Here is a 24,280-nt window from a genome sequence, read left to right on the forward strand (position 1 = left end):
TGTTGCCGTTTCCGTTGCACGCGCAACGATGTCCGCAATACCGTGGGTAAGGTTTGTATCAGATTGTGTGGAGCGGGGCGTTTTCTGTAAAACGCACTTTACAATTCCGCTGGAATTTTAATCGGCAATCTGGCCCTTTTCGCAGAAGATCGGCGGTTTTGGGTGAGTCCACGGTAGACGTGGCTTCCCGGTATCGGCTGATGGCGAAGGGTTGGATTGTTCGGCAGGACATGGGATGAGCGTCGCACGAGGCGACCTCGCCGTGTCGCGAAGATAGGCCGCGCGGCGTACGAACGCGCGCATCGCACGCGACGAGGCGTGCATCCGGTCCGCCATAAAAAAGGCAGGAGTCGGACATGGTGGAAAAGCGTTTCGACAGAACAATCAAGGCCAGTCTGGCCGGCGTGTGGGTCGCGCTGGCCGTCAGCGGTTGTGCGAACGTCGGGCAGCAGGGCGCGCAGAGCGGCGCGGCGCCGGATGCGACGGCCGCTTCCGCGGTGCCGGCGGCGAATGCGCCGGCTGCAACGGCAGCTTCCGCTGCGCAACTGAAGATCGGCGCCGATGCGGGCACGCCGCTGAAGAAATCGCCACCGCTCGTTTATCGCGTGAAGCGGGGCGATACGCTGGCGCGTATCGCGCAGCATCATCATTGCAGCGTCAGGCAGTTGCAAGCCTGGAACGGTTTGAAAACGAAGTCGCGGTTGAAGTTGGGGCAGGTGCTGCATGTGGCGTCGCCGGAAACCGTGCGGGCCGTGAACGCGGCTAACGCGGCGGCTTCGGCCAAGGCGGCAGCGGCTTCGGCTTCGGCTTCGGCTTCGGCGGCTGCACCGGTGGCGCAGCAGCCGGGCGTATCGACGAATTCGGCTGCGGTTACGGCTAATGCTTCGGTTGCGGCAGCCGCATCGGCAACCCAAGCCACCCAGGCCGCTCCGGCCACCACCGCAGCGGACTCAGCCGCGCCGAGCGCCGCTGAGGCACGCGAAGTCGCGCAGCAAACCGCGCGGCACGCGAACGGCGTGGCGCTGGCATGGCCGGCGGGCGGCCATGTCGTTGAAGGCTTCCAGGCGGGCGAGACGCGCGGCATTGAAATCGGCGGCAAGCCGGGCGATCCGGTGCGCGCCGCCGCCGACGGCAAAGTGATGTACGCCGGCACGGGCCTGAACAGCTACGGCAGTCTGATCATCGTCCAGCACAACAAGGACTTTCTGACCGCTTACTCGCATAACCGCAAGCTACTGGTCAAGACCGGCGACATCGTCCGGCAAGGGCAGCAGATCGCCGAGATGGGCGACGAAAACAACTCGCGCGTCTCCGTGGGCTTCGAGTTGCGCCGCGACGGCAAGCCGATCGATCCGATGCCTTATCTGCCGCACGGGCGCGGTTAAGCCCGCGTCGTCACACGAACCCGCACACCTCTCAGCGGCGTTCAACGCCGGCGTGAACGGGACGCGGCTTAGCCCGCATCCTCAAGCAATCCAGCGTAGCGCCGCAGCGACGATCGCTTCCGGCGCGTCTTCCTGCATCAGATGGCCGGCGTTCGGCACTGCCTGAAAGCGCGCGTTCGGTATCGCCGCAGCCAGTTGGCGGCCGCGCGCCAGCGGAATCCATTGATCCTCTTCGCCCCACAGAATCTGCACCGGGCAGCGCAGTTGCGCGTAGCGCGCTTCGACCTCGTCGGTATAGCGCTGATCCATTTGCGCGATCTGCCGGTAGAACGCGGCCTGTCCCGTCGCGCCGAGCCACGGCGTGACATAGGGCGCGAGTTCGCCGTCCGGAATCTCACGCGCAATCGCGCCGCGTAGATACGCTTTCACCACCGCTTCGTGAATGTAGGGCGGCAGCCCGGCAAACGCGTCGCCGTGCTCGCGCACATGGCGCACGAAGGGCGAGCCCCACGGCGCAACCGCAACCGGATCGATCAGCGTGAGGCTGCGGTACTCGCAGCCGTCGATCAGATGCGCGCGCAACGAAGTCGCACCGCCGAAATCATGCGCCACCACGTCCGGCTTCGCTAACTGCCAATGCGCGAGCAACGCCGCCAGCAGCACGTTCTGGATGCCGAGCGAGACGTCTTGCGCCTCGCATTGTTCGGATTGGCCGTAACCGAGCAGGTCGTAGTAGTAGACCGTGTGGTTTTGCGCGAGGTGCGGCGCGATGCGATGCCACACAGACGAAGAAAACGGCGTGCCGTGAATCAGCACCAGCGGCGGACCATTGCCGGTCACGTTGAAGCGCACGGTCTGATCGCGGAATAAGTAGCTTTCGGGGAGTGGCCAGTTTTGCATGGCAGTGAACGTGGCAAGAGAGTTCGCTTACCTTAGCAGGGCACCGCGATGCGCGCTGATCGGGTTTTCGTAGCGGTCGGCGTGCCGTTCCCGAAAAAGCTCACCTTGGGTTTATTCAGCAAAGCCAGGCAAATTCGATTTTGAGCCACCAGCGTATCGATTCAAATCGTAAACAACACACGCTTGCGACGCCCACTCTTGCGAATCGCGCATAAATTGGCCTGAAATAAGGCTTTTCGCATCGGCTGACTACCGGAAGCCTGGCAATTCCTGATAATCGTCGACCGCCGTATTCAACCCGGTCATGTTCAGCCGATCAAAAAGCACGCTTCTCAATGGTGAGGAAATTCGGGAGCCGGCGGCGCGCACCGCGCATTCGAACAAGCCGGCGCGCGTCGACGCACGCCGGCCTTAAAAAACCTCACCGCCAACCGCTCACTTCTCCGCCACCCCACGCAGCAACTGCGCCACCTGCCCATGGTGATGCAGAATCGCCGGGTCGGCCTGCAACAACGGCAGATAGCGCGGCAGAAAAATATTGTTCGGCGCATCGGGCGAGAACAGTCCCGTGACCGCTTCGGCCGCGCCGACCCGGTCGGCGGTATCGGCTTCCTTGTCGTCGAGGATTTCGTCGACGCTCGCGATCACCGTCGAGAGCGGCGTGAGCCAGCGAAACCCCGAGCCGTTGATGAGCACCTGCAGAAACGCCGCCGGCGTCACCGGACCGAATTCCTTTTCATACGCCGCGCGTTCGTGGTCGAGAATCGCTTTGTGCAGCGACAGCAGAGGTCGGCGAATGTCCGAGAGGAATTGAGTGCATTGCTGGTCGTTCATCGTGCTGCTCCTTCGGAGTGTCAGGCCGGATCGCATCCGGCATTCGGGTATTCAGGTATTCGGGTACATGCAATCGTTCCAAACCGGAACCATGCTAGCAAAATCGGCGGCCGCTGACCGCTAAAGCGTTTCAACGGCCACGCGCGCATGGGGGTCGCTGCGAAATTATTTATCCGCGACTACAATTTGCCGATCATCTCCGGCGCGTTCGCGCCTTGCATCGAATGTCTGTTTGAACTGAACGCGAGCCGCCGCGCGTATTAGTCCGGCTGATCGAATAAACGCGGCAACGCTCACTGTTTTGGTTCGACGTCTCTGTCTAAACAGCCTCATCAACAATAAACCCCACTCGGAGCCGCTCAATGACAACCCTGAATATCAACGGCGAGACCCATACCGTCGACGCCCCACCCGACATGCCCCTGTTGTGGGTCTTACGCGACCTCGTCGGTTTGACCGGCACCAAGTTCGGTTGCGGCATTGCGCAATGCGGCGCCTGCACCGTGCATCTCGACGGTGTTGCGGTGCGCTCGTGCGTATTGCCGGCCGCAGCGGTCGGCGACCGCAAGATCACCACCATCGAAGCGGTCGGCGGCACGCCCGCCGGCCAGAAAGTGCAGCAGGCCTGGCGGCAACTGGACGTGGTGCAGTGCGGCTACTGTCAGTCGGGGCAGGTCATGTCGGCGGCTTCGCTGCTCACGAGCAACCCGAACCCCAGCGACGCGGATATCGACGCCGCCATGGCCGGCAACATCTGCCGCTGTGGGACGTATAACCGCATCCGCGCGGCGATCAAGCAAGCCGCGAAGGGAGCCTGACATGTCCCAGGGATTGCTCGATGCAGGCAACGGTGCACAGCCGTCCGGAACGAAGGCGGGGCGCGTGTCGCGCCGCACGTTTCTGAAATTCGGCGTGACGGTGGGCGCGGCGGCCGGCGGCGGTTTGCTGCTCGGCTTCAGCCTGCCGGCGGCCAGCCAGGATCAGAAGGCCGGTAAATCGGTGATTGGCGGCGATGGAGTCGAGACGCCGCAAAGCGGCGTGTTCGCGCCGAACGCGTTCATCCAGATCGACACGGCGGGCAAGGTCACGCTGGTGATTCCCAAGGTCGAGATGGGCCAGGGCGTCTACACGTCGATTCCGATGCTGATCGCCGAAGAGCTCGAAGTGCCGCTCGATTCGATCACGGTCGATCACGCGCCGCCCAACGAAAAGCTCTTCATGGACCCGCTGCTCGGCGGCCAGTTAACCGGCGGCTCGACCTCGATCCGCTACGCGTGGGAGCCGATGCGCCGTGCCGGCGCCGCCGCGCGCGTGGTGCTGATCCAGGCGGCCGCGCAGCAATGGCAGGTCGATCCGGCGAGCTGCCACGCGCAGGCCGGCCAGGTGCTCCATGCGGCCAGCCAGCGCAGCCTCGGCTACGGTCAACTGGCGGACGCCGCGGCCAAACTGCCCGCGCCGCAAAACGTGCCGCTGAAGAACCCGAAAGACTTCAAGCTGATCGGCACGTCGCCCAAGCGTCTGGATTCGCCGGAAAAAGTGGATGGCACCGCGATGTTCGGACTCGACGTGCGCGTGCCCGGCATGGTCTACGCCGCGATCGCGAACTGCCCGGTGTTTGGCGGCACGCTCGCGAGCGTCGACGATACCAACGCGAAGAAGATTCCCGGCGTGCGCCAGATCGTCAGGATCGACAACGCGGTTGCGGTGATCGGCGACCACACGTGGGCCGCCAAACGCGGCGTGCAGGCGCTCGATATCAAATGGAACGAAGGTGCGGGTGCGGCTATTTCGATGCAGCAGATCGTCGACGATCTCGCCGCCGCGTCGCAACGCAACGGCGCGGTGGCGCGGAAAGACGGCGACGTGGGCAACGCGTTTTCGAATGCGAAGACGCGCGTCGACGCGGTGTATCAGCAGCCGTTCCTGGCGCACGCCACCATGGAGCCGATCAACTGCACGGTGCATGTACGCCCCGACGGCTGCGACGTCTGGCTCGGCTCGCAGGTGCCGACGCGGGTCGTGGACGCGGCGGTGGCAGTCACGGGTTTGCCGGCCGACAAGATCGTCGTGCATAACCATCTGATCGGCGGCGGCTTCGGCCGGCGGCTCGAATTCGACATGGTCACGCAGGCGGTGAAAGTGGCGAAACAGGTGTCGTCGCCGGTGAAGGTGACCTGGACGCGTGAAGAAGACATTCAGCACGACATGTACCGACCGTACTACTACGACAAGATCTCGGCCGGCCTCGACGCGAACGGCAAGCCGATCGCGTGGCAGCACCGGATCGTCGGCTCGTCGGTGATCGCGCGCTTCGCACCGCCCGCGTTCAAGAACGGCATCGATCCCGACGCGGTCGAAGTGGCCGCCGATCTGCCGTACGACCTGCCGAATCAACTGGTCGATTACGTGCGCCAGGAACCGCACGCGGTGCCCACCGCGTTCTGGCGCGGCGTGGGTCCGACGCGCGGCACCTTCGTGGTGGAGAGTTTCATCGACGAACTCGCGGCGCAGGCTAAAGTCGATCCGGTCAAATATCGCCAGGATCTGCTGGGCAAGACGCCGCGCGCGCTGAACGTGCTGAACGTCGCGACGCAGTCGGCGGGCTGGGGCAGTGCGTTGCCGAAGGGCCAGGGGCGCGGCGTGTCGGTCATGCACGCGTTCGGCAGCTTCTTCGCGATCGTCGTCGATGTGGCGGTCGATCAGGGCGAGGTCGCGGTCAAGCGGGTGGTGTGCGCGGTCGATTGCGGCATGGTGGTGAATCCGAACACGATCGAAGCGCAGGTGCAGGGCGGCATCATCTTCGGGATCACGGCGGCGCTGTACAGCGAGATCACGATCAAGGACGGCCGCGTCGAGCAGAACAATTTCACCGACTACCGGATGCTGCGGATCGACCAGACGCCACCCATCGAGGTGCATATCGTGAAGAGCGGCGAGGCGCCCGGCGGTATCGGCGAACCCGGCACGGCGGCGCTCGCGCCGGCGCTGACCAACGCGATCTACGCGGCCACCGGCAAGCGGCTGCGGCACTTGCCCGTCGGCAGCCAACTGCAAACCGCCTAACCGGAGCCCGATCATGAAAAACACACTGAAGGGTGTCGGCGCGGCGTTGTGCGTCGCGTTGCCGTTGCTGGCGCTGACGCAAGGCTCGGCCTATGCCGCCGCGCAATCAGGCGATCCCGCGCTGGTGCAACGCGGCGCCTATCTCGCGAAGGTCGGCGACTGCGTGGCCTGTCACACAGCGCCGAAGGGCAAGCCGTTCGCGGGCGGCCTGCCGATGACCACGCCGATGGGCCAGATCTACACCACCAACATCACGCCCGATCCGAAGACCGGCATCGGCGGCTATACGGAGGAAGACTTCGCGCGAGCGATGCGCGAAGGCGTCGCGAAAGACGGCCACAACCTGTATCCGGCGATGCCGTATCCGTCGTATGCGAAGGTCAACGACGACGACATGAAAGCGCTGTACGCGTATTTCATGGGCGGCGTGGCGCCGGTGCAGCAGGCGAATCGCGAGGCGGACATCAAGTGGCCGTTGAACATGCGCTGGCCGCTGAAGTTCTGGAACATGGTGTTTCTGGAGAAGGGCGCCTATCAGGACAAGCCGGGCAAGGACGTCGCCTGGAATCGCGGCGCGTACCTGATTCAGGGTCTCGGCCACTGCGGTTCGTGCCACACGCCGCGCGGCATCGCGTTCCAGGAGAAAGCGCTCGACGAAAGCGGCAGCGCGTTCCTGACCGGCGGCCTGCTCGACGGCTGGTTCGCGGCGAATCTGACCGGCGAGCACAACGTCGGGTTGGGGCGCTGGAACGATCAGGATCTGCAGGCGTTCCTGAAGACCGGTGCGAATCGCCATGCGTCGGCGTTCGGCTCGATGACCAGCGTGATCAACAACAGCACGCAGGGCCTGAACGACACCGACGTCGCCGCCATGTCGACGTATCTGAAGTCGTTGCCGCCGGCGGGCGGCAGCAATGCGCCGCCGTACGCGTACGATCCGCAGGCCACCAAGGTATCGCTCAACCGTCCCGCGAACGATGCCGGCGCACGCGTCTACACCGCGTATTGCATGCACTGTCACGGCGTCGACGGGCGCGGCTTCGCGCCGATGCTGGCGCCGCTCGCGGGCAATCCGAACGTGCTCGAGAAGGACCCGTCGTCGCTGATCAACGTGACGCTGAACGGCACGGAAGATCTGGTGATCGGCGGTATTCCCGCGCCGTATCCGATGCCGAAGTACGCGCCGGTGCTCAACGACCAGCAGATCGCCGACGTGCTGAGCTTCGTGCGATCGGGCTGGAACAACGGCGCGCCGACGGTGAGCGCGGCCGAGGTGGCGAAGTTGCGCAAGTCGACGCAGGCGGCTCGATAGTTTTACGGGTGTGACGCTTAGCGTTTAACGCCGTGATAGTTAGGCTGCAAAAAAAAGCGGTAACCGTGTTCGCCACACGGTTACCGCTTTTTCGCATTGAAGCCGCTACGTTAATGAAGCTTCAACGAAGCCCAAAAACCTCAGCGATGCTGTCCCACCTTCTGCCGTTTTTCCAGCACCCGCGCGTACCACGTCAACGGGAAACACATTGCGAAGTAAATCATCGCGACCATGCCGTAGATCGGAAACGGACGGAACGCGGCGTTGGTGATCATCGAGCCGGTCTTGGTCAATTCGGTGAAGCCGATAATCGACGCGAGCGCGGTGCTTTTCACGACCTGCACGAGAAAACCGACCGTCGGCGCCACCGCGATTTTCAACGCCTGCGGCCACACGATATAGCGCAACTGCTGGCTGAACGTCATGCCGAGACTCGCGCCCGCGGCCCACTGACCACGCGGCACCGCTTCGACGCAGCCGCGCCAGATATCGACCAGATACGCGCTCGTATAAAACGTCAGCGTGACGGTTGCCGCGACCCATGGCGAGACGTCGACGCCGAGCAGGGGCAAGCCGAAGAACGCGAGGAATAGCTGCATCAGCAGCGGCGTGCCCTGAAACACTTCAACGTAGACGATCACCACGCGCCGCAGCCAGGCGATCGGCGACACGCGCATGGCGAGCAGTATCAGCCCGACGAGGCCGCCGCCCACAAACGCGATCAACGACAGCAGCACGGTCCAGCGCGCGGCGAGCAACAGATTACGGGCGATGTCCCACAGCGTGAATTCGACCATGATCAACGCTCCGTGGGCAGCGTGCGGGCACCGCGCCACATCAGGCGGTCGCGCCAGTTACGCGGCGCGTTGCCGCTGCCATGGCTGTTGCTGTTGCCGCGAGCGGCGCGGCCCGCGAACAGGCCGCGCCCGAAGCGATTGAGCAGTTGCCGCAAGACGATCGACAACACCAGATACGTGACGGTGATGATCACGTAGCTCTCGAACGAACGAAAGTTGCGCGACTGGATGAAGTTGGCCGCGTAAGTGAGATCGGGCACGGAGATCTGCGACACCACCGCCGAGCCGAGCATGACGATCAGCACCTGACTCAGCAGCGCGGGAAACACGTTGGCGATCGCCTGCGGCAGCACCACGAAGCGGAACACCTGGCGCCCGTGCAAACCGAGCGCTTGCGCCGCCTGCACCTGGCCGCGCGGAATCGAATCGATACCGGCGCGCACGATCTCGATCGCGTACGCGCCGAGATTGACGGTCATGGCCAGAATCGCGGCCTGTACTTCGTCGATGTGAATGCCGAGGCTCGGCAAGCCGAAGAACACGAAAAACAACTGCACGATAAACGGCGTATTGCGGATCACCTCTACATAACTGGCCACGACCCAGCGCGCCCATTTCGGCCCGGCCACCGCGATGCTCGCGCCGCCAATGCCGACCAGCCCGCCGAGCACGGTAGAAACCGCGGTCAGCCCGAGCGTGACGGCGGCGCCGCGCACGAGCATCCCCGCATAGAGGCCGAAGCCGCTGAAATCGAACGCATAAGTCATGGCGTGGCGCTCATCGTGAGGTCAGACTCCGCCGCGTTTCCGGACCCCGAGGCAATCCTCTGACGGGACGCCTCGGGCGGTTCGCGCAAAAAATGTTAGAGGTCGGCCGGCAGCGGCGCGCGCAGCCACTTCTGCGAAATCGCGTTCATGGTGCCGTCCTTGCGGGCCTTGGCAATCACGTCGTCGACTTTCTGCTTCAGACGCGGCTCGTTCTTGTTCAGACCGACGTGATCCGGCGAGCTGAACAGCGAGAATTTCTGCTCCGGATCGTTCGCGGGATGACGCGCGAGAATCGTGGCGCCGACGTCGTTGCCGACTACCATCAACTGTACCTGACCAGAAAGGAACGCCGATATTGCGCCGTTAGGATCGTCGAATCTTTTGATGTTGGCGGACGGCGGGGCGATCTTGGTCACGCTCAGGTCTTCCAGCGTGCCGCGCGCCACCGAAATCGACTTGCCGGCGAGGTCGGCGGCGTTCTTCACGGGCAGCGACTTCGGACCGAACACGGCGAGGTAGTACGGCGCGTACGGTTGCGAGAAGTCGATCACCTTGTCGCGCTCCGGCGTCTGGCCGACTGAAAGCAGCATGTCAGCCTTGTGGTCGGCGAGATAGGCCATACGGTTGTCGCCCGTCACCTGCACGAGTTCGACCTTGGCGTTGAGCGCCTTGCCGATCAGATTGGCGACGTCGATGTCGTAGCCTTGCGGCTTCATGTCCGGACCGATCGAGCCGAACGGCGGGTAATCCTCGAACACGCCGATGCGTACCGTGCCCGATTTGGCGATGCTGTCGAGCGCGTCGGCATGCGCGGCCGACGAGAACGCGCACAGCGCGCCGAAGCCGGTGAAGGCGAGCGCGGCGGCGAGCGTCGCAAACACGCGGCGCGTGCTGGAGTGAGCGGCTTGAGCTTGGGTCATGGTCTTTCCTCTGTCGAGTGGATCGGTATTGGAATAGGTTTTAGTGGGCGCGCGCGGCGATCAGTTTGCACGCGTGCGACGGCAATTCCGCGAGCACCGGCATGCCGAGCGTGAGCCCCGGCGTTTCGCGCGGCGTGGTCGCGGCGGTCAGCGTGAAGCCGGCGCAATCGATCGTCGCTTCGAGCGACGCGCCGACGTCGCGAATAAACGTGACCGTGCCGGCCAGCCGGTTCGGACCCGCCGTGTCCGACGCCGGTTTGACGCACACGTCCTCGGGGCGGATCAGCAGACGGATGTCGCTGCCGGACTCCGGCATGCGTGCGTTTTGCGCCACGCTGATGCGCCGGCCGCCGGGCAGATTCACGCCGCCGTGGCCGTCGTAAGTGACCGGCAGGATATTGCCGAGCCCGATGAAATCCGCCACGAACTCGCTGACCGGATCGCGATAAATATCCAGCGGTTTGCCGACTTGCGCAATCCGGCCTTTCTCCATCACGACGATTTCGTCGGCCATGGTCATCGCTTCGCGCTGGTCGTGCGTGACCATGATCGTCGTGATGCCCAGGCGCTGTTGCAGCAGGCGGATTTCTACCTGCATCGCTTCGCGCAGCTTGGCGTCGAGCGCGGACAGCGGTTCGTCGAGCAGCAGCAGTTTCGGTTGCGAGGCGATTGCGCGCGCAATCGCCACGCGCTGGCGCTGGCCGCCGGAGAGCTGCGTGACCGGCCGGTTCGCCATGTGCGGCAACTGGATCAGCTCCAGCAATTCGGCGACGCGGCGCGCCTGCTGATCCCTGGCGGTCTTGCGTAATTTCAGCGGATAGGCGACGTTCTGCGCGACCGTCATGTGCGGAAACAGCGCGAGCGACTGGAACACCATGCCGAAATCGCGCTGATTCGCCGGCAGGCGCGTGATGTCGCGGCCGGCGAAATGAATGCTGCCCGAGGTCGGCGTCTCCAGACCGGCGATCATCCGCAGCAAGGTGGTCTTGCCGCAGCCGGACGGGCCGAGAAAGCACACCAGCTTGCCGTCGGGCACGCTCAGATCGACGCTGTCGACGGCCTGCGCCGCGCCGAAGCGACGGGTCACGGCCTGCAAGGTCAGATGGGTCATCGAATGCTCCAGCAAAGAGGTGTCACGGTTCGCCTGGTCCAACGCGATACAGGCGGCGCTTAAAGCGCCACGCCTTCATCGCCGACCAGTTTTTCGAGCAGCCAGATCAGCGCGAAGTCGATCGCGACGATAAACACCGCGAAACAGAACACGGTCGGATCGAGCGACGACACCGTGCGGCTATACAGCCACACCGGCAAGGTCATCGTGTCGATGCCGTACAGAAAGAAGGTCACCGTGAATTCGTTGAACGAGACGATGAACGCGAACAGCATGCCGGCGAGAATGCCCGGGCGCATCAGCGGCAGGATCACGTCGACCAGCGCGCGAAGAGGACTCGCGCCCATCACGCAGGCGGCTTCCTCGAACTCGGGGCCGATCGCGGCGACCGAGGCCGCGCAATTCTTCACCGTGAACGGCAGCGCCAGAATCACATGCGCGATGATCAGGCGGAACACGCCCAGTTCGACCGGCAGTACGTTGAACACCAGCAGCAGCGACAGGCCGAGCATCACCAGCGGATAGACCAGCGGCAACGCCACCAGTTGTTCGACCGCCGGCTTGCCGCGAAAACGGTAGCGGCTCAGCGCGTAGGCGGCGGGCACGGAGACGAGCGTGGCGATCAGCATGGTTGAAAGCGCAACGATCAGGCTCGTGCTCAACGCGGCGCCCATCGAGAGCGAGTCGCTCGCATCCGGCGACACAAAGCTGTGCCACGCCGCGCGATACCAGTGCAGGCCGTACGCGTGGGGTGGGAATTCGAGCGTGTCGGCGGCGCTGAACGACATCGTGATCATCGTGAGGATCGGCAGCGCGGCGAGAAACAGCACGATCGCGGCAAGCAACGCGGCGGCCTTGCCGAGTTGGCCCGGCATGGTCGCGGCGGGCCAGCGCGGCAAAAAAGGCGGACGGGGTTGAAGCTCCGCGCGGCGAACGGGCGTGCTCATGCGTGAGGCTCCTCGGCAAGACGCTGGGTTCGGCGCACGAGGCGCTGCGACAGCGCCATCACCGTCAGCGTGGCGATCATCAGAACGACGCCCGACGCGGACGCCGCCGGCCAGTTCAGCAAGGGCGCGACCTGATCGTGAACCAGCACGGCGAGCATCGGCACGCGCCGTCCGCCGAGCAGCAGCGGCACGGCGAACGCACTGGCGTTGTACGCGAACACCAGCAGCGCGCCCGACACCAGACCCGGCATGGCCAGCGGCAACAACACGTGACGCAGCGTTTGCCAGCGCGTCGCGCCGAGCGTGGCCGCGGCTTCTTCATACGAGCGGGACACCGCGCGCATTGCGCTGGAGAGCGGCAGCACGGCCAGCGGAAAGGCGGTCTGGATCAGGCCGAGCAACACGCCGTTCTCGCGATACAGCCACATCAGCGGACGCTGGACGAGCCCACTGCCGAGCAGCGCGTGATTGAGCAAACCGGCCGGGCCGAGAATGATCAGCCAGCCATAGCCTTGCAGCAGCAGATTGACGAGCAGCGGCAGCAGCACGCCGGCCAGCAGCAGGCGGCGCGCGAGCCGCGACTGGGTGCGCGCCATGGCGAGCGCGACCGGAATGGCGAGCAGCACCGCGCAGATCATGCTTTGAAACGCGAGCTTCAGCGTGAGCCACAACGACTTCAGAAAGTAGCTGTCGAGCAGGTCGGCGTAGTTCTGCAGCGTGAAGCCGTGCCACTCGTTGCCCTGCGTGCCGAAGCTCATGCGCAGCACGACCAGCGCCGCCGCGCCGAGCACGGCGAGAAACAGCAGGATCGGCGCGAGCAGCAACCAGGGGCGCGCTTTTTCCATCGCGGAGGCGGCAGGCGCGTCCGCTGTGGGGGAGCCGGAGGCGGCTTCACCAGAAGCCGCCTCCGCCGCAGCACGCCGCGAAAAGCGCGCGAGCATCGGTGTCATGCCGAGAAAATTTCGGTGTAGCGCTTGATCCACGCCGGCTGCACGACGGCGAGCGCCTTGTCGTCATGCAACACGGCCTTCTCGGCGATCTGCTTCGGGCTCGGCACGAACGCGCGGCTCTCGGCGGGAATCACGGCTTTCGAATTGACCGGTCCGTTCAGCACGTCGGCAGCCATGCGACCTTGCACGCCCGCGTCGAGCGAATGGTTGATGAAGGCGTGGATCACGTCGCTGTCGGCCGGATGCGCTTTGGGGATCACCGTGAACATCAGTTGCGTGGCGAAGCCTTCTTTCATGCCGTACGTCACGCCCATCTTGTACTCGGGCTTGCGGATCTGGTCGGGGAAAAAGGCCGGCGAATAAATCCCGCCGATATCGAGCGAACCGGTGCGGAACAGATCGGCCACCTGGTTCGGGTTCTCGCCGAGCGTCATCACGCGGTCTTTCAGCTCCATCAGCTTCTTGAAGCCCGGCTCGATGTTCTGCTGCGAACCGCCGTTCATCTTCGCCGCGATGATCGCGAGGTCGACCGCTTCGGCCCACTCGGGCGGCGGCAGGAACAGGCGGCCGGCGTACTTGGGATCCCACAGCGCTTCGTACGAGGTGGGCGCGTTCTTGACCGTCGACGTGTTATAGATCAAGCCGTCCGACCACAGCAGATAGCCCACGCCGAAACCGTTCGCGCCCGTGCGGTACTGCGGCGCGACGTCCTTCAGATTGGGCAGCTTGTCGAGGTCGGGTTTCATCAGCAGTCCGGCATCGCCGAGACCCGACGCGCCCACGCCGGCCAGCGTGATGACGTCGTACGTGGGACGCTCGCCCGCGGCCTTCACCTTGGCGACCATGCCCGAGGTGCCGTCGGCGCGGTCGGCGATCACCTTGCAGCCGGTCTTCGCCGTGAAGCTCTGGGCGATGTTGCGCAGCGCGGCGGCGCCGGTGTCGTCCGACCAGGTCAGCAGGCGCAAGGTCTTGCCGCTGAAGTTCTGTTCCTGCGCGCGCAGATTGACGAACGGCATCGGCAAGGTGGAGGCCGCCAGCGCCGCGCCGATCGCCTTGATGGCCTGCCTTCTACCCCGTTTGATCTCTTGCATGGCGGTCTCCCGTGTTGAACGCCTGTTGCCTGATGAAAATCACTGTGACCGCTGTCGCTGCACCGCCCGGTTGCGCGGTGTGTTGATGCACTCTAGGTTTGCCAAAATCCCTCAACAAACGAAATATGCGCATGACGCGCATGACGGAATCTCATGCGCTGGGCTTGGCGCGACGGACGGGACAAATTCGTCGTGCTTAGCCGGAGCACCGAGGGCGGGGCGTATGCGGGTTAACGTCCACGGTTCGGGCGCACTTTAGGCTCGCGTGGAGGTATGAGGAAAGCTCGGTTCTGGTGCGATGCTTCGGCGTCTTGCCCCGGCGTGGTGCGAAATGGCGCGGTCAGCGTGCTGTTTTTGCGGAGGCATGAATTCGGCGCATGCGGGTGGGATGCCTCGGTCCTCGTGTGGGCCTGTCTGATCGCGTATCCTGTGGGCTTGACAGCGAAGTGGGCGGTGCGCGCCGCGTCGCCCACACAATGACTTTTCCTGATCCCGGACGACTCCGATGCGCCGCCTTCCGCCACTCAACGCGCTACAGATTTTCGAAACCGTCGCGCGCCATCGCAGCTTCACGCGCGCCGCCGACCACCTGTGTCTGACGCAAGGCGCGGTCAGCCGGCAGATCATCGCGCTCGAGGATTACTACAAGTTCCCGCTCTTCAAGCGTCACGCGAAAGGCCTGACGCTTACCGCCGAAGGCGAAATGCTGCTGCCCGCCGTGAAAGAGAGCTTCGCGCGCATCGAGGAGATCTCGTTGCGGCTCACGCGGCAGCGCACCGATCTCGCGCTGAAAGTACCGACCTGCGTGATGCGCTGGATGCTGCCGAAAATCATGCGCTTCCAGGCCGAATACCCGGATCTGCATGTGCAGATCACCACGACCTGGCAGCACGACATCGATTTCCAGAGCGAGCCGTTCGACGCCGCGATCATCTACGGCTCGTCGCCGGGCGCGGGCGTGCAGGCGGTGCCGTTGTTCGAGGAGCGTCTGACGCCGGTGTGCGCGCCCGATCTGCTGAAGGACAAGCCGCTCGCCCAGGTGGCGGATCTGGCGCGCCACACGCTGCTGCATCCCACTCGCGATCATCGCGACTGGAAGATGTGGCTCGCCAAAGCCAGCGAAGGCGACGCGGCGAATGCGCCGGCGGTCGACGCCGAGCACGGCCCGAGCTTCGATACGCTCGATATGGCGACCAATGCCGCGCTACAAGGATTCGGCGTGGCGATCAGCGACCTCGCGCTGATCGACGAAGACGTCACGGCGCGACGCCTCGTGCGGCCGTTCGACACCGTGCTGAAAACCGGCTGGCGCTATTACTTCGTGTATCCGGACTCGGTGGCGCATCAGCAGAAGCTGAATCTGTTCCGCGACTGGATCGCGGCGCATTGGGAGGAATAAGTTAGGTCAAAGCGTCAGCTCAAGGCGTCAAGGCGCGAACGACAGAAACAGATACGCCGCGAACAGCGACAGATGCACGGCGCCTTGCAGAATCGTGGTGCGCCCGCTACTCAGCGTGAGCGTGCCGACCAGCAGCGTGAGGATCAGCAGCACGGTTTCCTTGCCGTCGATGCCGAGCATGAGCGGCTGGCCGTTCCACAGAAACACCGCGGCGACGGTCGGAATCGTCAAGCCGATACTCGCCAGCGCCGAGCCGAGCGCGAGATTCATGCTGTTCTGCAAGCGATCGGCGCGCGCCGCGCGCACGGCGGCGAGCCCTTCGGGCAGCAGCACCAGCGCCGCGATCACGATACCCACCACCGCGGCCGGCGCGCCCGCGTTCTTGACCGCGGTTTCGACGATCGGCGACAGGATCTTCGCGAGCAGCACGACGGCAACGAGACACACCAGCAGCAAGCCGCCGGCCGCGAGCGCGACGCCGACACTCGGCGGCGCCGCATGTACATCTTCATCCGACGCATCGGCGAGAAAGTAATCGCGATGGCGCACGGTCTGCACGAACACGAACACGCCATAGAGCACCAGCGACGACACGCCGGCAAAAGCCAGCTGCGAAGGCGACAGGATCGGGCCGACGCTGGTGGTCGTGTAGTTCGGCATGACGAGCGTCAGCACCGACAGCGACGCCAGCACGGCCAGCGCCGCCGACGCGCCGCGGCTCTGAAAATCCTGCTCGCGATGGCGGATGCCACCCACCAGCAGGCAAATGCCGACAATGCCGTTGCAGACGATCATGACCGCCGCGAACACCGTGTCGCGCGCGAGCCCGGCTTTTTCCGGGCCGGAGGTGAGCATGACCGAAACGATCAGCGCGACCTCGATCACCGTGACGGCCACCGCCAGCACCAGCGTGCCGAACGGTTCGCCGACGCGATGCGCGACCACTTCCGCGTGATGCACCGCCGTGAACACCGCGGCGCACAGCGCCACGCCGACCAGCGCAAGCAGCAGCCCGTTGCCCGGCAGCGCGTAGGCGAGCCCGAGCACGATCCACGCGACGAGCGGCGCGGCAATAGTCCAGCGGGGCAAAACGGTCGCGGGCGTGGTCATTCGGGCTTCCTTTTTCGATGCTTGTATGGGACGGCGGCGAACGGCCAACGTCTGGAGCTTGAAGCGAGCGCGAATGCTAACGCATCGTGTCAACAATGCGCTCTAACGCATTAAATTATAAAGGATAGTTTTTGCGGCCAGTGCTTGATCCCGGGGGCGTGGCGCAGCATCGGCGCAATCCTCGCGCAGCGGTCTCGGCGACCCCTGAACGGAAACGGGCGCCAACGCGTTGTGATAACGCATTGGCGCCCGCGTAGAGCCGGCGACGGCTCGACTACGCTTACTGTCCGACCGGACGGATCGTCAGTGCGTTCTTGACCGACGTCACGCCAGCCACGCCTTGCGCTGCCGTCGTGGCCAGGTCGACCTGCTGCTGCTCAGGCACGGAACCGGCGAGCGTCACTGCACCGCCGCGCGCGCGCACGGTGATGTTGTTGACGCTCAGGCCCTTGGTCTTCGCCAGTACGCCGCGGACCTTGCGGCCGAGCGCACGGTTCGCTGCCTTGGCTTGCTTGGCCGACGGCGCCGACGATGCAGCCATCGGGGCCGCAGCCATCGCGTCGCTGCTTTGCGCATACGCATTGAGGGACGCCAGAACGATCAGCGCGCCGCCGACCATCTTGATTGCCGTGAATGCTTTCATTCAACTTTCTCCTGTTGTCATGGATACGACGATCCCCGGGTGGGGATCTGTGCTTCGCCTGCGGATACATCGGGATCGACACTGAATGGAACGGTGCTGCGGGTCGTGCGAAGGCTTTCAAACTGCCTGCTGATTCAGGCCGACCGTGCCACGCGCAAGCCGTTGAAGGCTGTGCCGCGGGCCGGAAACACACGATACTCCAATTAGTGCCATGGTGAATAAGACGGTGCCAGGAAATGAGGTTCTGGTACAACGAATCGGCCGATCGCAACAGGCCGATGGCGTCGTATTGCTGATCGCGCAACCGTGCCGGCGCCGTTCCGACGCGCATTGAAAACAAGGTCGACCGCATGCGAAAACCGTTGCTGCCTATCGTGCCATTGCTTCGTGACGAATTACCGCTCGATACGGTCGAGCTGGCGCGGTTCATGATCGGCAAATATCTCGTGCGCGATGGGCAGGAAGGGCGCATCAGCGGACGGATCGTCGAAACCGAAGCGTATCCGCTCGGCGATTCGACCAGCCACGCGTTTATGGGCCGCCGCCCGTACAACCTGCCGATGTTTCTCGCGCCGGGTTTTGCGTATGTGCGGCTTACGTATGGCGTGTCGTACATGCTCAACATGTCGGCCGAAGCGGAAGAGATCGGCGCCGGGATTCTGTTTCGCGCGATCGAGCCGCTCGAAGGTCTGCCGCTGATCGAAGCGCGCCGACCCGGCGTGCCGCTGCGCGACCTCGCGCGCGGGCCGGGGCGGCTGACCAACGCGCTCGACATCGGGCCGTCGTTCAACGGCTGCGATCTGTGCAGTGGGCACGACTTGTGGATCGGTGCGATCGAGCGCGGCGAGACGCCGATTGGCGTGACGACGCGGATTGGTTTGTCGCGTGAGATGCATCAGCCGCTGAGGTTTTTCGAACCCGGCAGCGCGTTCGTCAGCGGGCCGCGAAAACTGTTGTTACCGGCCCAGGCCGTTGAGCCGAAGCGGGCGAAAAAATGACCGTCGGCGAATGGGTCGCCGGTCAAGATGGCTGGTTCGGATGCATTTCGAAACGTCAGACACAAAATGTTACGATCCCGACAATTATTACGGTAAGAGAAAAACTTGAGCGCGGATTTTCGGTGATTCATCGCGCATTCTTGCGAAACCAACAATTATGTATCTCTGAATTAAGGGTTTTCCCGGGACGATCGGGTGTCTAGACTTGGATCACTCGCTTCTCACAACGCGTGACAGGCGAAGCCAAAAAACCAGATCTGGAGGTAGTCATCATGAAGTCGCTTATCAAGGCAGTCGCCATTGCAGCCGTTCTCGCCGCTCCCGTCGCAGCGTTCGCTCAAGCGAGCCAGCAACCGGTGACCCGCGCCGACGTTCGCAACCAGTTGATCCAGTTGGAACAGGCCGGCTACAACCCGGCGAACAGCAGCGACCCGACCTATCCGGCCGACATTCAGGCCGCTGAGCGTCGTGTCGACGCGCAGAGCCCGACGGTTGCGCAAACCCAGGAACCGGTTGCGGACACCAGCGGCTACGGTGGCGCAGTGAGCGGTTCGTCGCAAGCAGGTGGCGTGGTTCAGCCGATGTCGGGCCCGAAGTCGGTGTATTTCGGTAACTGATCGGACAGCGCAGTCTGGAAATAAAGACAGTAAAGCCGTTGATGGATTAGCAGGGTGTGCGCCGTCACCGACGGCACACACGGCATCGCGAAGCGTTAAACCTTCGACGATGTAAAGACGCAGACGTGAATTCGCGCGCGCGACCTGACAATCGGGTCACGCGCCGCGCGAAGCCAGTTCAAAGAACCTCCGCTGCCGCAAGGTAGCTTCGCCCAACCTTTTGAAGGATTGGGCTTTTTTTGCGCTCCGGTTTAGCAGCGCGTGTAGGCGACAGTGGTTTTCTTCAGGGCCGCTCGCCGTGAATATAGAACTCGAGTTGCTGAATGGTGAATTGCTGTTCGGCGATGATGTTCTTCACCAGGTCGCCGATCGACACCATGCCGATCAGACGGTCGTTCTCGATCACCGGCAAGTGCCGCATGCGACGCTCGGTCATCAGCGCCATGCAGTCGTCCGTGGTCTGGTCGGGCCGCACGAAGCGCACGGCTTTGCTCATGATGTCGCGTACCGGCGTGGCCTTCGACGAACGGTCCATCAGCACGACCTTGCGCGCGTAGTCGCGCTCCGTGACGATGCCGGCGATGCTGTCGCCGTCCGTCACCACCAATGCGCCAATCCCTTTTTCGGCCATCAGCTTGATGGCGTCGTAGACGGAATCGTCGGCCCCGACCGTAAAGACGACCGTGTTATCAGGTTTAGTTTTAAGAAGCTGTGCAACGCTTGTCATGGAGCGGCTCCGTTTCGCAGTGCAGCATGCCGGCGTGGCGTGCTGTCGTGAGGGACAGGCCATTCCAGTATAGGCGTGGCGCGCTATCGGGATACCCGGGAATACCTGTGGCGCGTCAGGCGTTCTATCTGCAATCATGGTCCAACCGTGGCCTGCCGCACCGCGACGCATCCGCGCCATCCGCATGGCCATACGGTGCGTCATGCCGTTTAGCGATAAACTCCTGTCTCATATCTAATCTCCCGGTTGATCGGGTTCATGTCAGCACCACTGTCTAACGCCATGCTCACGTCTCACGATCCGTCGCCCGCAGCAGACGGCGCACTCAACAACGGCGAATGCGTCATTCTCGACGCTACTGCCACGCTCCCCACGCGCTACGGCACGTTCACCTCGTACGTGTTTCGCGTGTGCGAAAGCGGCGCCGAACATCTCGCGCTCGTGATGGGCGACGTCGCCAATCAGTCGTCCGTGTTGACGCGCCTGCATTCCGAATGCCTGACCGGCGACGTGCTCGGCTCCTACCGTTGCGACTGCGGCGAACAACTCGACCTCGCGCTGCGCTATATCGCGGCCGAAGGCTGTGGCGTGCTGCTGTATCTGCGCGGTCACGAAGGCCGCGGCATCGGGCTGTCGAACAAGATCCGCGCGTACGCGCTGCAGGAGCAGGGACGCGATACGGTCGAGGCCAACCTCGATCTCGGCCTGCCGGACGATTCGCGCGAATACGATTCGGCGGCCGGCATTCTGCGCACGCTGAAGGTCACTTCGGTGCGTCTGATGAGCAACAATCCGGAGAAGTTCGACACGCTGTCGAAGCACGGTATTCCGGTGTGCGAGCGGGTGGCGCTGGCCATTCCGATGCGCGAGGAAAACGAGCGTTATATCCGCACGAAGCAGGTCAAGTTCGGCCACTATTTCGACGAAAACGAATAAGCCGTTGAAGCGCGCCGGCCGCCGTTGGTGACACACGGCGGCCGGCGTTTTTGCGTGGATTTCGTCAATCTGTTGCGCGGTTGAGGTGGTGCAAGCCGGGCGTTGCGTCGACCGGCAAGCACGCAGCGCGATCAGATGTCGCGCGTCAGTGCGATCAGAACAGGCCGAAGTCGTCGTTGCTGTCGGGAATGGCGTTGAGCACGTCCCGCAGCGCGTGCCAGCCCAACCATGCCAACAGACTGAGCGATAGCGCCAGCCAGCGGCGCGGGTTTGTTTGCGCGTACGCGCGGTTCAGCGGCGTTCGGTATTTCGCGGACGCGCGCGATTTCATCGAAGCGCGTAGTAAAGGGCAGGGGTGCATGCTGTCTCTCGTGATACGCGCTGTCTAGCGCGAGACGGTGGTCGATGCCGCGGTCGGTGAATTTGCGGCGTTGGAAGCGATTGCTGTGGTTGATTCAGCGGCATCAGTCGCATTAGCCGCCTTAGCGGTCGCAGCAGTCTTACCCGCTGCCAAAGCTACCGCCGCCACCGCCGCCACCGCCGCCGGCAAAATCCCCGCCAACGCCTGCGCCAGTGTCGTCGCCCCGAAGTACCTTTCGCTGACCTCCTTTTCGACGTCGATACGACCCGCGTTATGCGCGTCGTACAGATCGACGATCAGCCGTGCGTGCTGCTCGCCGAGACCGGCCGCCTGCAGCATCGCGTTCCACTCGCCACGCGGCACTTCACGCGCGATCACCTGACTGCTCGCCAGTTCACCGACCGTACGCGCCACCTCGAACGTGCTGACGCGCTGTTCGCTTTCGATACTCACCACGCGCGGCGACACGTTCAGCGCGCGATCGTCGAGCAGCAGTTCGGCGGCCAGCACACCCACATCCTGCGCGGCGACGGTCGGATACAGCTTGCTCACCGGATGATGCAGGCTCGGCAGCACACCGCGCGCGAGCATTAAAGGCAGCATGCGCGCCCAGTTGTGCATGTGCTCGGCGGAGCGCAGAAAGGTCAGTTGCGTATCGACGGTTTTTAGCTGCGTTTCAAGGTAGTGGAACAGCGTCGAGATGCCCGTGCCGCTCGCGTGTTCCGCGCCATAGTCCGATAGCGCGAGAATCCGTTGCGGCGGATTCGCGTCCAGCGCGTCGACGCTCGAATTGATCATGCGGCGCATTTCAGCGGCCGGATCGGCGTGCGCGCGCGGCACCGGACACAAGATCTGCACCGCGTACGCGCCTTCGATGGCCCGCGCCACCGACGCCGTATCGAGCAGATCGGCGAGCGCGATCTCACAGCCGATCCGCGCGAGTTGTTCGCCTTGCTTGCGGTCGCGGACCACCGCGCGCACCGCGTGACCCGCTTCGCGCAAAACCGTCGCGGTGACTTTGCCGACCTGGCCGGCGGCTCCAAAAATCACGAACATGTTGATCTCTCCTGGTTCTGTGCCATGGTGGATGAGGCGGCATGGCGTCATCCTGGAGAGACGGCGATCGAAAAGCGCGCAGACACGGATCGCATTGCGCAGATTCGGATGACGGTCTGCATTGCGGCGCTGCAACACGCGAACGGGATCGCGTAGTGTCGAGCGCCGCCGCGAAAAACCCCGCACAATGCACGCACCCAGGCCGCCATCCACGAGGCTCGCAATGAACGCCGTGACACCGATACCGCTAGCGCACAGCGGCTCCCGCATCGCCTTGCGTTCCAGCCAGTCGCTGGGCTGGCAGGGCTTCGGCGCCGATCTGGTCAACGTGTCGGCCGGCCTGCATCGAGTGCCGGCGTTCAAACATCATCGGGTGGGCGTGCATGTCGGCGCGCCGGTGCGGGCGCGTTGCCTGTGCAACGAACGCCGTTCTTCGCGCATCCAGGCGCATGGCGACGCCGACGTGATTCCCGCGGGACTCGACGGGCAGTGGACCGACGAATCCCCGTGCACGATTTTCAGCGTGTGGATCGGCGAAGCATTCGCACAGCGCACCGTCGAGCAGTTGGCCCTGAAGTCCGCCGACGCGCAGCTCCGGCCGCAATTCCAGATGCGCGATCCGCGTTTTCAGCATCTGGCGTGGGCACTGCATGCTGAACTCGAAGCCGACGAAGCCTCCGATCCGTTGTACGCCGAAAGCCTTTGCACCGCGATGGTGGTGCGCCTGATCGGCGGCGCGCCGACCCTCGACAACAAGCGCCGCACGCTCGCGCCGATCATGGCCACGCGCGTGATTGATTTCATCGAGGCGCATCTCGATCAGCGTCTCACGCTCGGCGACCTGGCCGCACTGGCGGAGTTGAGCGTGCCGCATTTCAAGGTGCTATTTCGCGAAACGCTCGGCATGCCGGTGCATCAGTACGTGGTGCAGCGGCGCGTCGAAAGGGCCCGGTCGCTATTGCTGCACGGCAAGCTCAGCGCGAGTCAGATCGCGTTGGAAACGGGCTTCGCGCATCAGAGTCACATGGCGCATTGGATGGTCCGCTTGCTGGGTGTCACGCCGCGCGAACTCGTCAAGTCAAGTGCGAATGCAGGCCGCATTGTCGAGCTTTCCACGTTAAATGCCCGCCGCATTGCAACAGCGCGATAAACGTTAGAAACGCACCGCAGCATGCGGAGTTTGGAGTTCGCGCTCTATTGCCGTTGGTCGATTTGTATCGCTAAATACCCGGACTTTGCAACCGGAGGCCGTACATGTCGAAATCGAAGGGTTCCCGCTTTGTCGCCTGGGCAATCGCCGCTGCACTGACCCAGGCGCCGCTCGCGCTGCTGCTCACATTCGCTACGCCAGCCGGCATGGATCGCGCGGTCGCCGCGACCGCAACGGCTAACGCCAGCGTCGACACATACGCGGCCACGCGCTATCCGATCATTCTCGTGCACGGTCTTGCGGGCACGGACAAATACCTCGGCGTGCTCGACTACTGGTACGGCATTCAAGCCGATCTGCAGCAGCATGGCGCAAGCGTGTACGTGGCGAACCTCTCGGGCTTTCAAAGCGACGACGGCCCGAACGGCCGCGGCGAACAACTGCTTGCGTACGTGAAGCAGGTGCTCGCGGCCACCGGCGCGCCGAAGGTCAACCTGATCGGCCATAGCCAGGGCGGCCTGACTTCGCGTTACGTCGCGGCGGTCGCGCCGGAGCTCGTCGCTTCGGTCACGACCATCGGCACGCCGCATCGCGGCTCGGAATTCGGGGACTTCGTCGCAGGCGTATTGCAGAAGGACCCGACGGGTCTGTCCACGCCGATCATCGCCGCGTTCGCGAATATCTTCGGGATCCTGACGAGCAGCACGCACAACACGGATCAGGACGCGATCGCCGCGCTGCAAACGCTGACCACGGCCAACGCGGCGGCTTTCAACACGCGCTATCCGAGCGCCGGTCTCGGCGCGCCCGGCTCGTGTCAAACGGGCGCGGCGACCGAAACCGTGAACGGCAACACGCATCTGCTGTATTCGTGGGCCGGCAGCGCGATTCAGCCGACGTCGGTGCTCGGCATTCCCGGCGCCACCGACACCAGCGTCGCGCTGATCGACCCGGCGAACGTGCTGGACCCGTCGACGCTCGTGCTGTACGGCACCGGCACGGTGATGCTGACACGCCAGTCGGGGCAGAACGACGGGCTCGTCTCCGTGTGTAGCGCGCTGTACGGCAAGGTGCTCGGCACCCGCTACAAGTGGAACCATCTCGACGAGATCAACCAGTTGCTCGGCGTGCGCGGCGCGAATGCGGAAGACCCGGTCGCGGTGATCCGGACTCAGGCGAACCGGCTGAAGACCCAAGGCGTTTGAG

General features: G+C 64.0%; 24 protein-coding genes. 10 read left to right on the plus strand and 14 right to left on the minus strand.

All coding sequences use genetic code 11. The features are described from left to right. Positions 1-356: 356 nt before the first annotated feature. Positions 357-1,385: a peptidoglycan DD-metalloendopeptidase family protein gene (locus HWY05_RS31260; RefSeq protein ID WP_176060748.1), complete on the plus strand. Its 1,029-nt coding sequence runs from the start codon at positions 357-359 to the stop codon at positions 1,383-1,385. Between the two features lie 81 nt (positions 1,386-1,466). Here the strand turns inward: HWY05_RS31260 and HWY05_RS31265 are convergent, their stop codons facing one another. Together HWY05_RS31265 and HWY05_RS31270 are read right to left on the minus strand one after the other, a co-directional pair. After that, positions 1,467-2,285 carry an alpha/beta hydrolase gene (locus HWY05_RS31265; RefSeq protein ID WP_176060749.1) on the minus strand — a complete coding sequence of 273 codons (819 nt, stop codon included), beginning with the start codon at positions 2,283-2,285 and terminating at the stop codon, positions 1,467-1,469. A 435-nt stretch (positions 2,286-2,720) separates the two neighbouring features. Continuing rightward, positions 2,721-3,119, minus strand: a complete 399-nt coding sequence (locus HWY05_RS31270) for a hypothetical protein (RefSeq protein WP_035556753.1) — start codon at positions 3,117-3,119, stop codon at positions 2,721-2,723. A 362-nt stretch (positions 3,120-3,481) separates the two neighbouring features. Between HWY05_RS31270 and HWY05_RS31275 the strand changes: the two genes are divergently transcribed. From HWY05_RS31275 to HWY05_RS31285, 3 genes are read left to right on the plus strand one after another with little or no spacing between them, the layout of a single operon-like run. After that, on the plus strand, positions 3,482-3,937 hold the full coding sequence (locus tag HWY05_RS31275) for a (2Fe-2S)-binding protein (RefSeq protein WP_035556756.1): 456 nt from the start codon (positions 3,482-3,484) through the stop codon (positions 3,935-3,937). 1 nt (position 3,938) lies between these two features. Beyond that, on the plus strand, positions 3,939-6,182 hold the full coding sequence (locus tag HWY05_RS31280) for a xanthine dehydrogenase family protein molybdopterin-binding subunit (RefSeq protein ID WP_176060750.1): 2,244 nt from the start codon (positions 3,939-3,941) through the stop codon (positions 6,180-6,182). Between the two features lie 13 nt (positions 6,183-6,195). Continuing rightward, positions 6,196-7,494 carry a cytochrome c gene (locus HWY05_RS31285; protein WP_035556764.1) on the plus strand — a complete coding sequence of 433 codons (1,299 nt, stop codon included), beginning with the start codon at positions 6,196-6,198 and terminating at the stop codon, positions 7,492-7,494. Positions 7,495-7,634: 140 nt separating this feature from the next. Here HWY05_RS31285 and HWY05_RS31290 read toward each other — a convergent pair whose 3' ends face one another. The 7 genes from HWY05_RS31290 to HWY05_RS31320 all read right to left on the minus strand — a co-directional run bounded on the left by HWY05_RS31290 (position 7,635) and on the right by HWY05_RS31320 (position 14,077). Then, positions 7,635-8,291 (minus strand): amino acid ABC transporter permease, encoded by a 657-nt coding sequence (locus tag HWY05_RS31290; RefSeq protein WP_035556766.1) that lies wholly within the window; start codon positions 8,289-8,291, stop codon positions 7,635-7,637. Positions 8,292-8,293: 2 nt separating this feature from the next. Further along, the gene (locus tag HWY05_RS31295; RefSeq protein WP_035556768.1) at positions 8,294-9,058 is read right to left on the minus strand and encodes an amino acid ABC transporter permease; all 765 of its coding nucleotides are present in this window, start codon (positions 9,056-9,058) and stop codon (positions 8,294-8,296) included. A gap of 95 nt (positions 9,059-9,153) precedes the next feature. Further along, the gene (locus tag HWY05_RS31300; protein WP_176060751.1) at positions 9,154-9,978 is read right to left on the minus strand and encodes a transporter substrate-binding domain-containing protein; all 825 of its coding nucleotides are present in this window, start codon (positions 9,976-9,978) and stop codon (positions 9,154-9,156) included. Between the two features lie 40 nt (positions 9,979-10,018). Continuing rightward, positions 10,019-11,089: an ABC transporter ATP-binding protein gene (locus tag HWY05_RS31305; RefSeq protein WP_176060752.1), complete on the minus strand. Its 1,071-nt coding sequence runs from the start codon at positions 11,087-11,089 to the stop codon at positions 10,019-10,021. Positions 11,090-11,148: 59 nt separating this feature from the next. Further along, entirely contained in the window at positions 11,149-12,036 is an 888-nt protein-coding gene (locus HWY05_RS31310; protein WP_176060753.1) for an ABC transporter permease, read from the minus strand. Continuing rightward, complete coding sequence (locus HWY05_RS31315) at positions 12,033-12,986, minus strand: ABC transporter permease (protein WP_176060754.1); 954 nt, start codon at positions 12,984-12,986, stop codon at positions 12,033-12,035. The genes HWY05_RS31310 and HWY05_RS31315 overlap by 4 nt, the downstream gene beginning before the upstream one ends. Beyond that, positions 12,983-14,077 carry an extracellular solute-binding protein gene (locus HWY05_RS31320; RefSeq protein WP_176060755.1) on the minus strand — a complete coding sequence of 365 codons (1,095 nt, stop codon included), beginning with the start codon at positions 14,075-14,077 and terminating at the stop codon, positions 12,983-12,985. The genes HWY05_RS31315 and HWY05_RS31320 overlap by 4 nt, the downstream gene beginning before the upstream one ends. Before the next feature lie 505 nt (positions 14,078-14,582). On the opposite strand from HWY05_RS31320, the gene HWY05_RS31325 reads away from it, so the two are divergent. After that, positions 14,583-15,476 (plus strand): LysR substrate-binding domain-containing protein, encoded by an 894-nt coding sequence (locus HWY05_RS31325; protein ID WP_035556786.1) that lies wholly within the window; start codon positions 14,583-14,585, stop codon positions 15,474-15,476. A gap of 27 nt (positions 15,477-15,503) precedes the next feature. On the opposite strand, the gene HWY05_RS31330 is transcribed toward HWY05_RS31325, so the two are convergent. Further along, a complete protein-coding gene (locus HWY05_RS31330) occupies positions 15,504-16,586 on the minus strand; it encodes an ionic transporter y4hA (RefSeq protein WP_035556789.1) in 1,083 nt (360 codons plus the stop codon). A gap of 280 nt (positions 16,587-16,866) precedes the next feature. Beyond that, positions 16,867-17,229: a BON domain-containing protein gene (locus HWY05_RS31335; RefSeq protein ID WP_035556792.1), complete on the minus strand. Its 363-nt coding sequence runs from the start codon at positions 17,227-17,229 to the stop codon at positions 16,867-16,869. Between the two features lie 350 nt (positions 17,230-17,579). Between HWY05_RS31335 and HWY05_RS31340 the strand changes: the two genes are divergently transcribed. Together HWY05_RS31340 and HWY05_RS31345 are read left to right on the plus strand one after the other, a co-directional pair. Next, positions 17,580-18,227 (plus strand): DNA-3-methyladenine glycosylase, encoded by a 648-nt coding sequence (locus tag HWY05_RS31340; RefSeq protein WP_176060756.1) that lies wholly within the window; start codon positions 17,580-17,582, stop codon positions 18,225-18,227. 272 nt (positions 18,228-18,499) lie between these two features. Next, positions 18,500-18,844, plus strand: coding sequence for a DUF4148 domain-containing protein (locus HWY05_RS31345; protein WP_176060757.1), 345 nt, complete (start codon positions 18,500-18,502; stop codon positions 18,842-18,844). 283 nt (positions 18,845-19,127) lie between these two features. Here HWY05_RS31345 and HWY05_RS31350 read toward each other — a convergent pair whose 3' ends face one another. Then, complete coding sequence (locus HWY05_RS31350; RefSeq protein WP_035556801.1) at positions 19,128-19,571, minus strand: CBS domain-containing protein; 444 nt, start codon at positions 19,569-19,571, stop codon at positions 19,128-19,130. A gap of 282 nt (positions 19,572-19,853) precedes the next feature. Between HWY05_RS31350 and ribA the strand changes: the two genes are divergently transcribed. Continuing rightward, the gene (gene ribA, locus HWY05_RS31355; RefSeq protein WP_035556805.1) at positions 19,854-20,507 is read left to right on the plus strand and encodes a GTP cyclohydrolase II; all 654 of its coding nucleotides are present in this window, start codon (positions 19,854-19,856) and stop codon (positions 20,505-20,507) included. A 154-nt stretch (positions 20,508-20,661) separates the two neighbouring features. On the opposite strand, the gene HWY05_RS31360 is transcribed toward ribA, so the two are convergent. Both HWY05_RS31360 and HWY05_RS31365 read right to left on the minus strand, forming a co-directional pair. Continuing rightward, positions 20,662-20,838 carry a hypothetical protein gene (locus HWY05_RS31360; RefSeq protein WP_176060758.1) on the minus strand — a complete coding sequence of 59 codons (177 nt, stop codon included), beginning with the start codon at positions 20,836-20,838 and terminating at the stop codon, positions 20,662-20,664. A 54-nt stretch (positions 20,839-20,892) separates the two neighbouring features. Further along, a complete protein-coding gene (locus tag HWY05_RS31365; protein ID WP_176060759.1) occupies positions 20,893-21,924 on the minus strand; it encodes an NAD(P)H-binding protein in 1,032 nt (343 codons plus the stop codon). Positions 21,925-22,147: 223 nt separating this feature from the next. On the opposite strand from HWY05_RS31365, the gene HWY05_RS31370 reads away from it, so the two are divergent. Then, on the plus strand, positions 22,148-23,074 hold the full coding sequence (locus HWY05_RS31370; RefSeq protein WP_176060760.1) for an AraC family transcriptional regulator: 927 nt from the start codon (positions 22,148-22,150) through the stop codon (positions 23,072-23,074). A 104-nt stretch (positions 23,075-23,178) separates the two neighbouring features. After that, a complete protein-coding gene (locus HWY05_RS31375) occupies positions 23,179-24,279 on the plus strand; it encodes a triacylglycerol lipase (protein WP_176060761.1) in 1,101 nt (366 codons plus the stop codon). Position 24,280: the final 1 nt, after the last annotated feature.

This window comes from Paraburkholderia sp. BCC1876, from assembly GCF_902833695.1.
GTDB lineage: Bacteria > Pseudomonadota > Gammaproteobacteria > Burkholderiales > Burkholderiaceae > Paraburkholderia.

Excerpts from the sequence above, each read along its gene's own strand:
- HWY05_RS31260 (WP_176060748.1), top strand. The coding sequence starts at position 357 with ATGGTGGAAAAGCGTTTCGACAGAACAATCAAGGCCAGTCTGGCCGGC.
- HWY05_RS31265 (WP_176060749.1), bottom strand. The coding sequence starts at position 2,285 with ATGCAAAACTGGCCACTCCCCGAAAGCTACTTATTCCGCGATCAGACC.
- HWY05_RS31270 (WP_035556753.1), bottom strand. The coding sequence starts at position 3,119 with ATGAACGACCAGCAATGCACTCAATTCCTCTCGGACATTCGCCGACCT.
- HWY05_RS31275 (WP_035556756.1), top strand. The coding sequence starts at position 3,482 with ATGACAACCCTGAATATCAACGGCGAGACCCATACCGTCGACGCCCCA.
- HWY05_RS31280 (WP_176060750.1), top strand. The coding sequence starts at position 3,939 with ATGTCCCAGGGATTGCTCGATGCAGGCAACGGTGCACAGCCGTCCGGA.
- HWY05_RS31285 (WP_035556764.1), top strand. The coding sequence starts at position 6,196 with ATGAAAAACACACTGAAGGGTGTCGGCGCGGCGTTGTGCGTCGCGTTG.
- HWY05_RS31290 (WP_035556766.1), bottom strand. The coding sequence starts at position 8,291 with ATGGTCGAATTCACGCTGTGGGACATCGCCCGTAATCTGTTGCTCGCC.
- HWY05_RS31295 (WP_035556768.1), bottom strand. The coding sequence starts at position 9,058 with ATGACTTATGCGTTCGATTTCAGCGGCTTCGGCCTCTATGCGGGGATG.
- HWY05_RS31300 (WP_176060751.1), bottom strand. The coding sequence starts at position 9,978 with ATGACCCAAGCTCAAGCCGCTCACTCCAGCACGCGCCGCGTGTTTGCG.
- HWY05_RS31305 (WP_176060752.1), bottom strand. The coding sequence starts at position 11,089 with ATGACCCATCTGACCTTGCAGGCCGTGACCCGTCGCTTCGGCGCGGCG.
- HWY05_RS31310 (WP_176060753.1), bottom strand. The coding sequence starts at position 12,036 with ATGAGCACGCCCGTTCGCCGCGCGGAGCTTCAACCCCGTCCGCCTTTT.
- HWY05_RS31315 (WP_176060754.1), bottom strand. The coding sequence starts at position 12,986 with ATGACACCGATGCTCGCGCGCTTTTCGCGGCGTGCTGCGGCGGAGGCG.
- HWY05_RS31320 (WP_176060755.1), bottom strand. The coding sequence starts at position 14,077 with ATGCAAGAGATCAAACGGGGTAGAAGGCAGGCCATCAAGGCGATCGGC.
- HWY05_RS31325 (WP_035556786.1), top strand. The coding sequence starts at position 14,583 with ATGCGCCGCCTTCCGCCACTCAACGCGCTACAGATTTTCGAAACCGTC.
- HWY05_RS31330 (WP_035556789.1), bottom strand. The coding sequence starts at position 16,586 with ATGACCACGCCCGCGACCGTTTTGCCCCGCTGGACTATTGCCGCGCCG.
- HWY05_RS31335 (WP_035556792.1), bottom strand. The coding sequence starts at position 17,229 with ATGAAAGCATTCACGGCAATCAAGATGGTCGGCGGCGCGCTGATCGTT.
- HWY05_RS31340 (WP_176060756.1), top strand. The coding sequence starts at position 17,580 with ATGCGAAAACCGTTGCTGCCTATCGTGCCATTGCTTCGTGACGAATTA.
- HWY05_RS31345 (WP_176060757.1), top strand. The coding sequence starts at position 18,500 with ATGAAGTCGCTTATCAAGGCAGTCGCCATTGCAGCCGTTCTCGCCGCT.
- HWY05_RS31350 (WP_035556801.1), bottom strand. The coding sequence starts at position 19,571 with ATGACAAGCGTTGCACAGCTTCTTAAAACTAAACCTGATAACACGGTC.
- ribA (WP_035556805.1), top strand. The coding sequence starts at position 19,854 with ATGCTCACGTCTCACGATCCGTCGCCCGCAGCAGACGGCGCACTCAAC.
- HWY05_RS31360 (WP_176060758.1), bottom strand. The coding sequence starts at position 20,838 with ATGAAATCGCGCGCGTCCGCGAAATACCGAACGCCGCTGAACCGCGCG.
- HWY05_RS31365 (WP_176060759.1), bottom strand. The coding sequence starts at position 21,924 with ATGTTCGTGATTTTTGGAGCCGCCGGCCAGGTCGGCAAAGTCACCGCG.
- HWY05_RS31370 (WP_176060760.1), top strand. The coding sequence starts at position 22,148 with ATGAACGCCGTGACACCGATACCGCTAGCGCACAGCGGCTCCCGCATC.
- HWY05_RS31375 (WP_176060761.1), top strand. The coding sequence starts at position 23,179 with ATGTCGAAATCGAAGGGTTCCCGCTTTGTCGCCTGGGCAATCGCCGCT.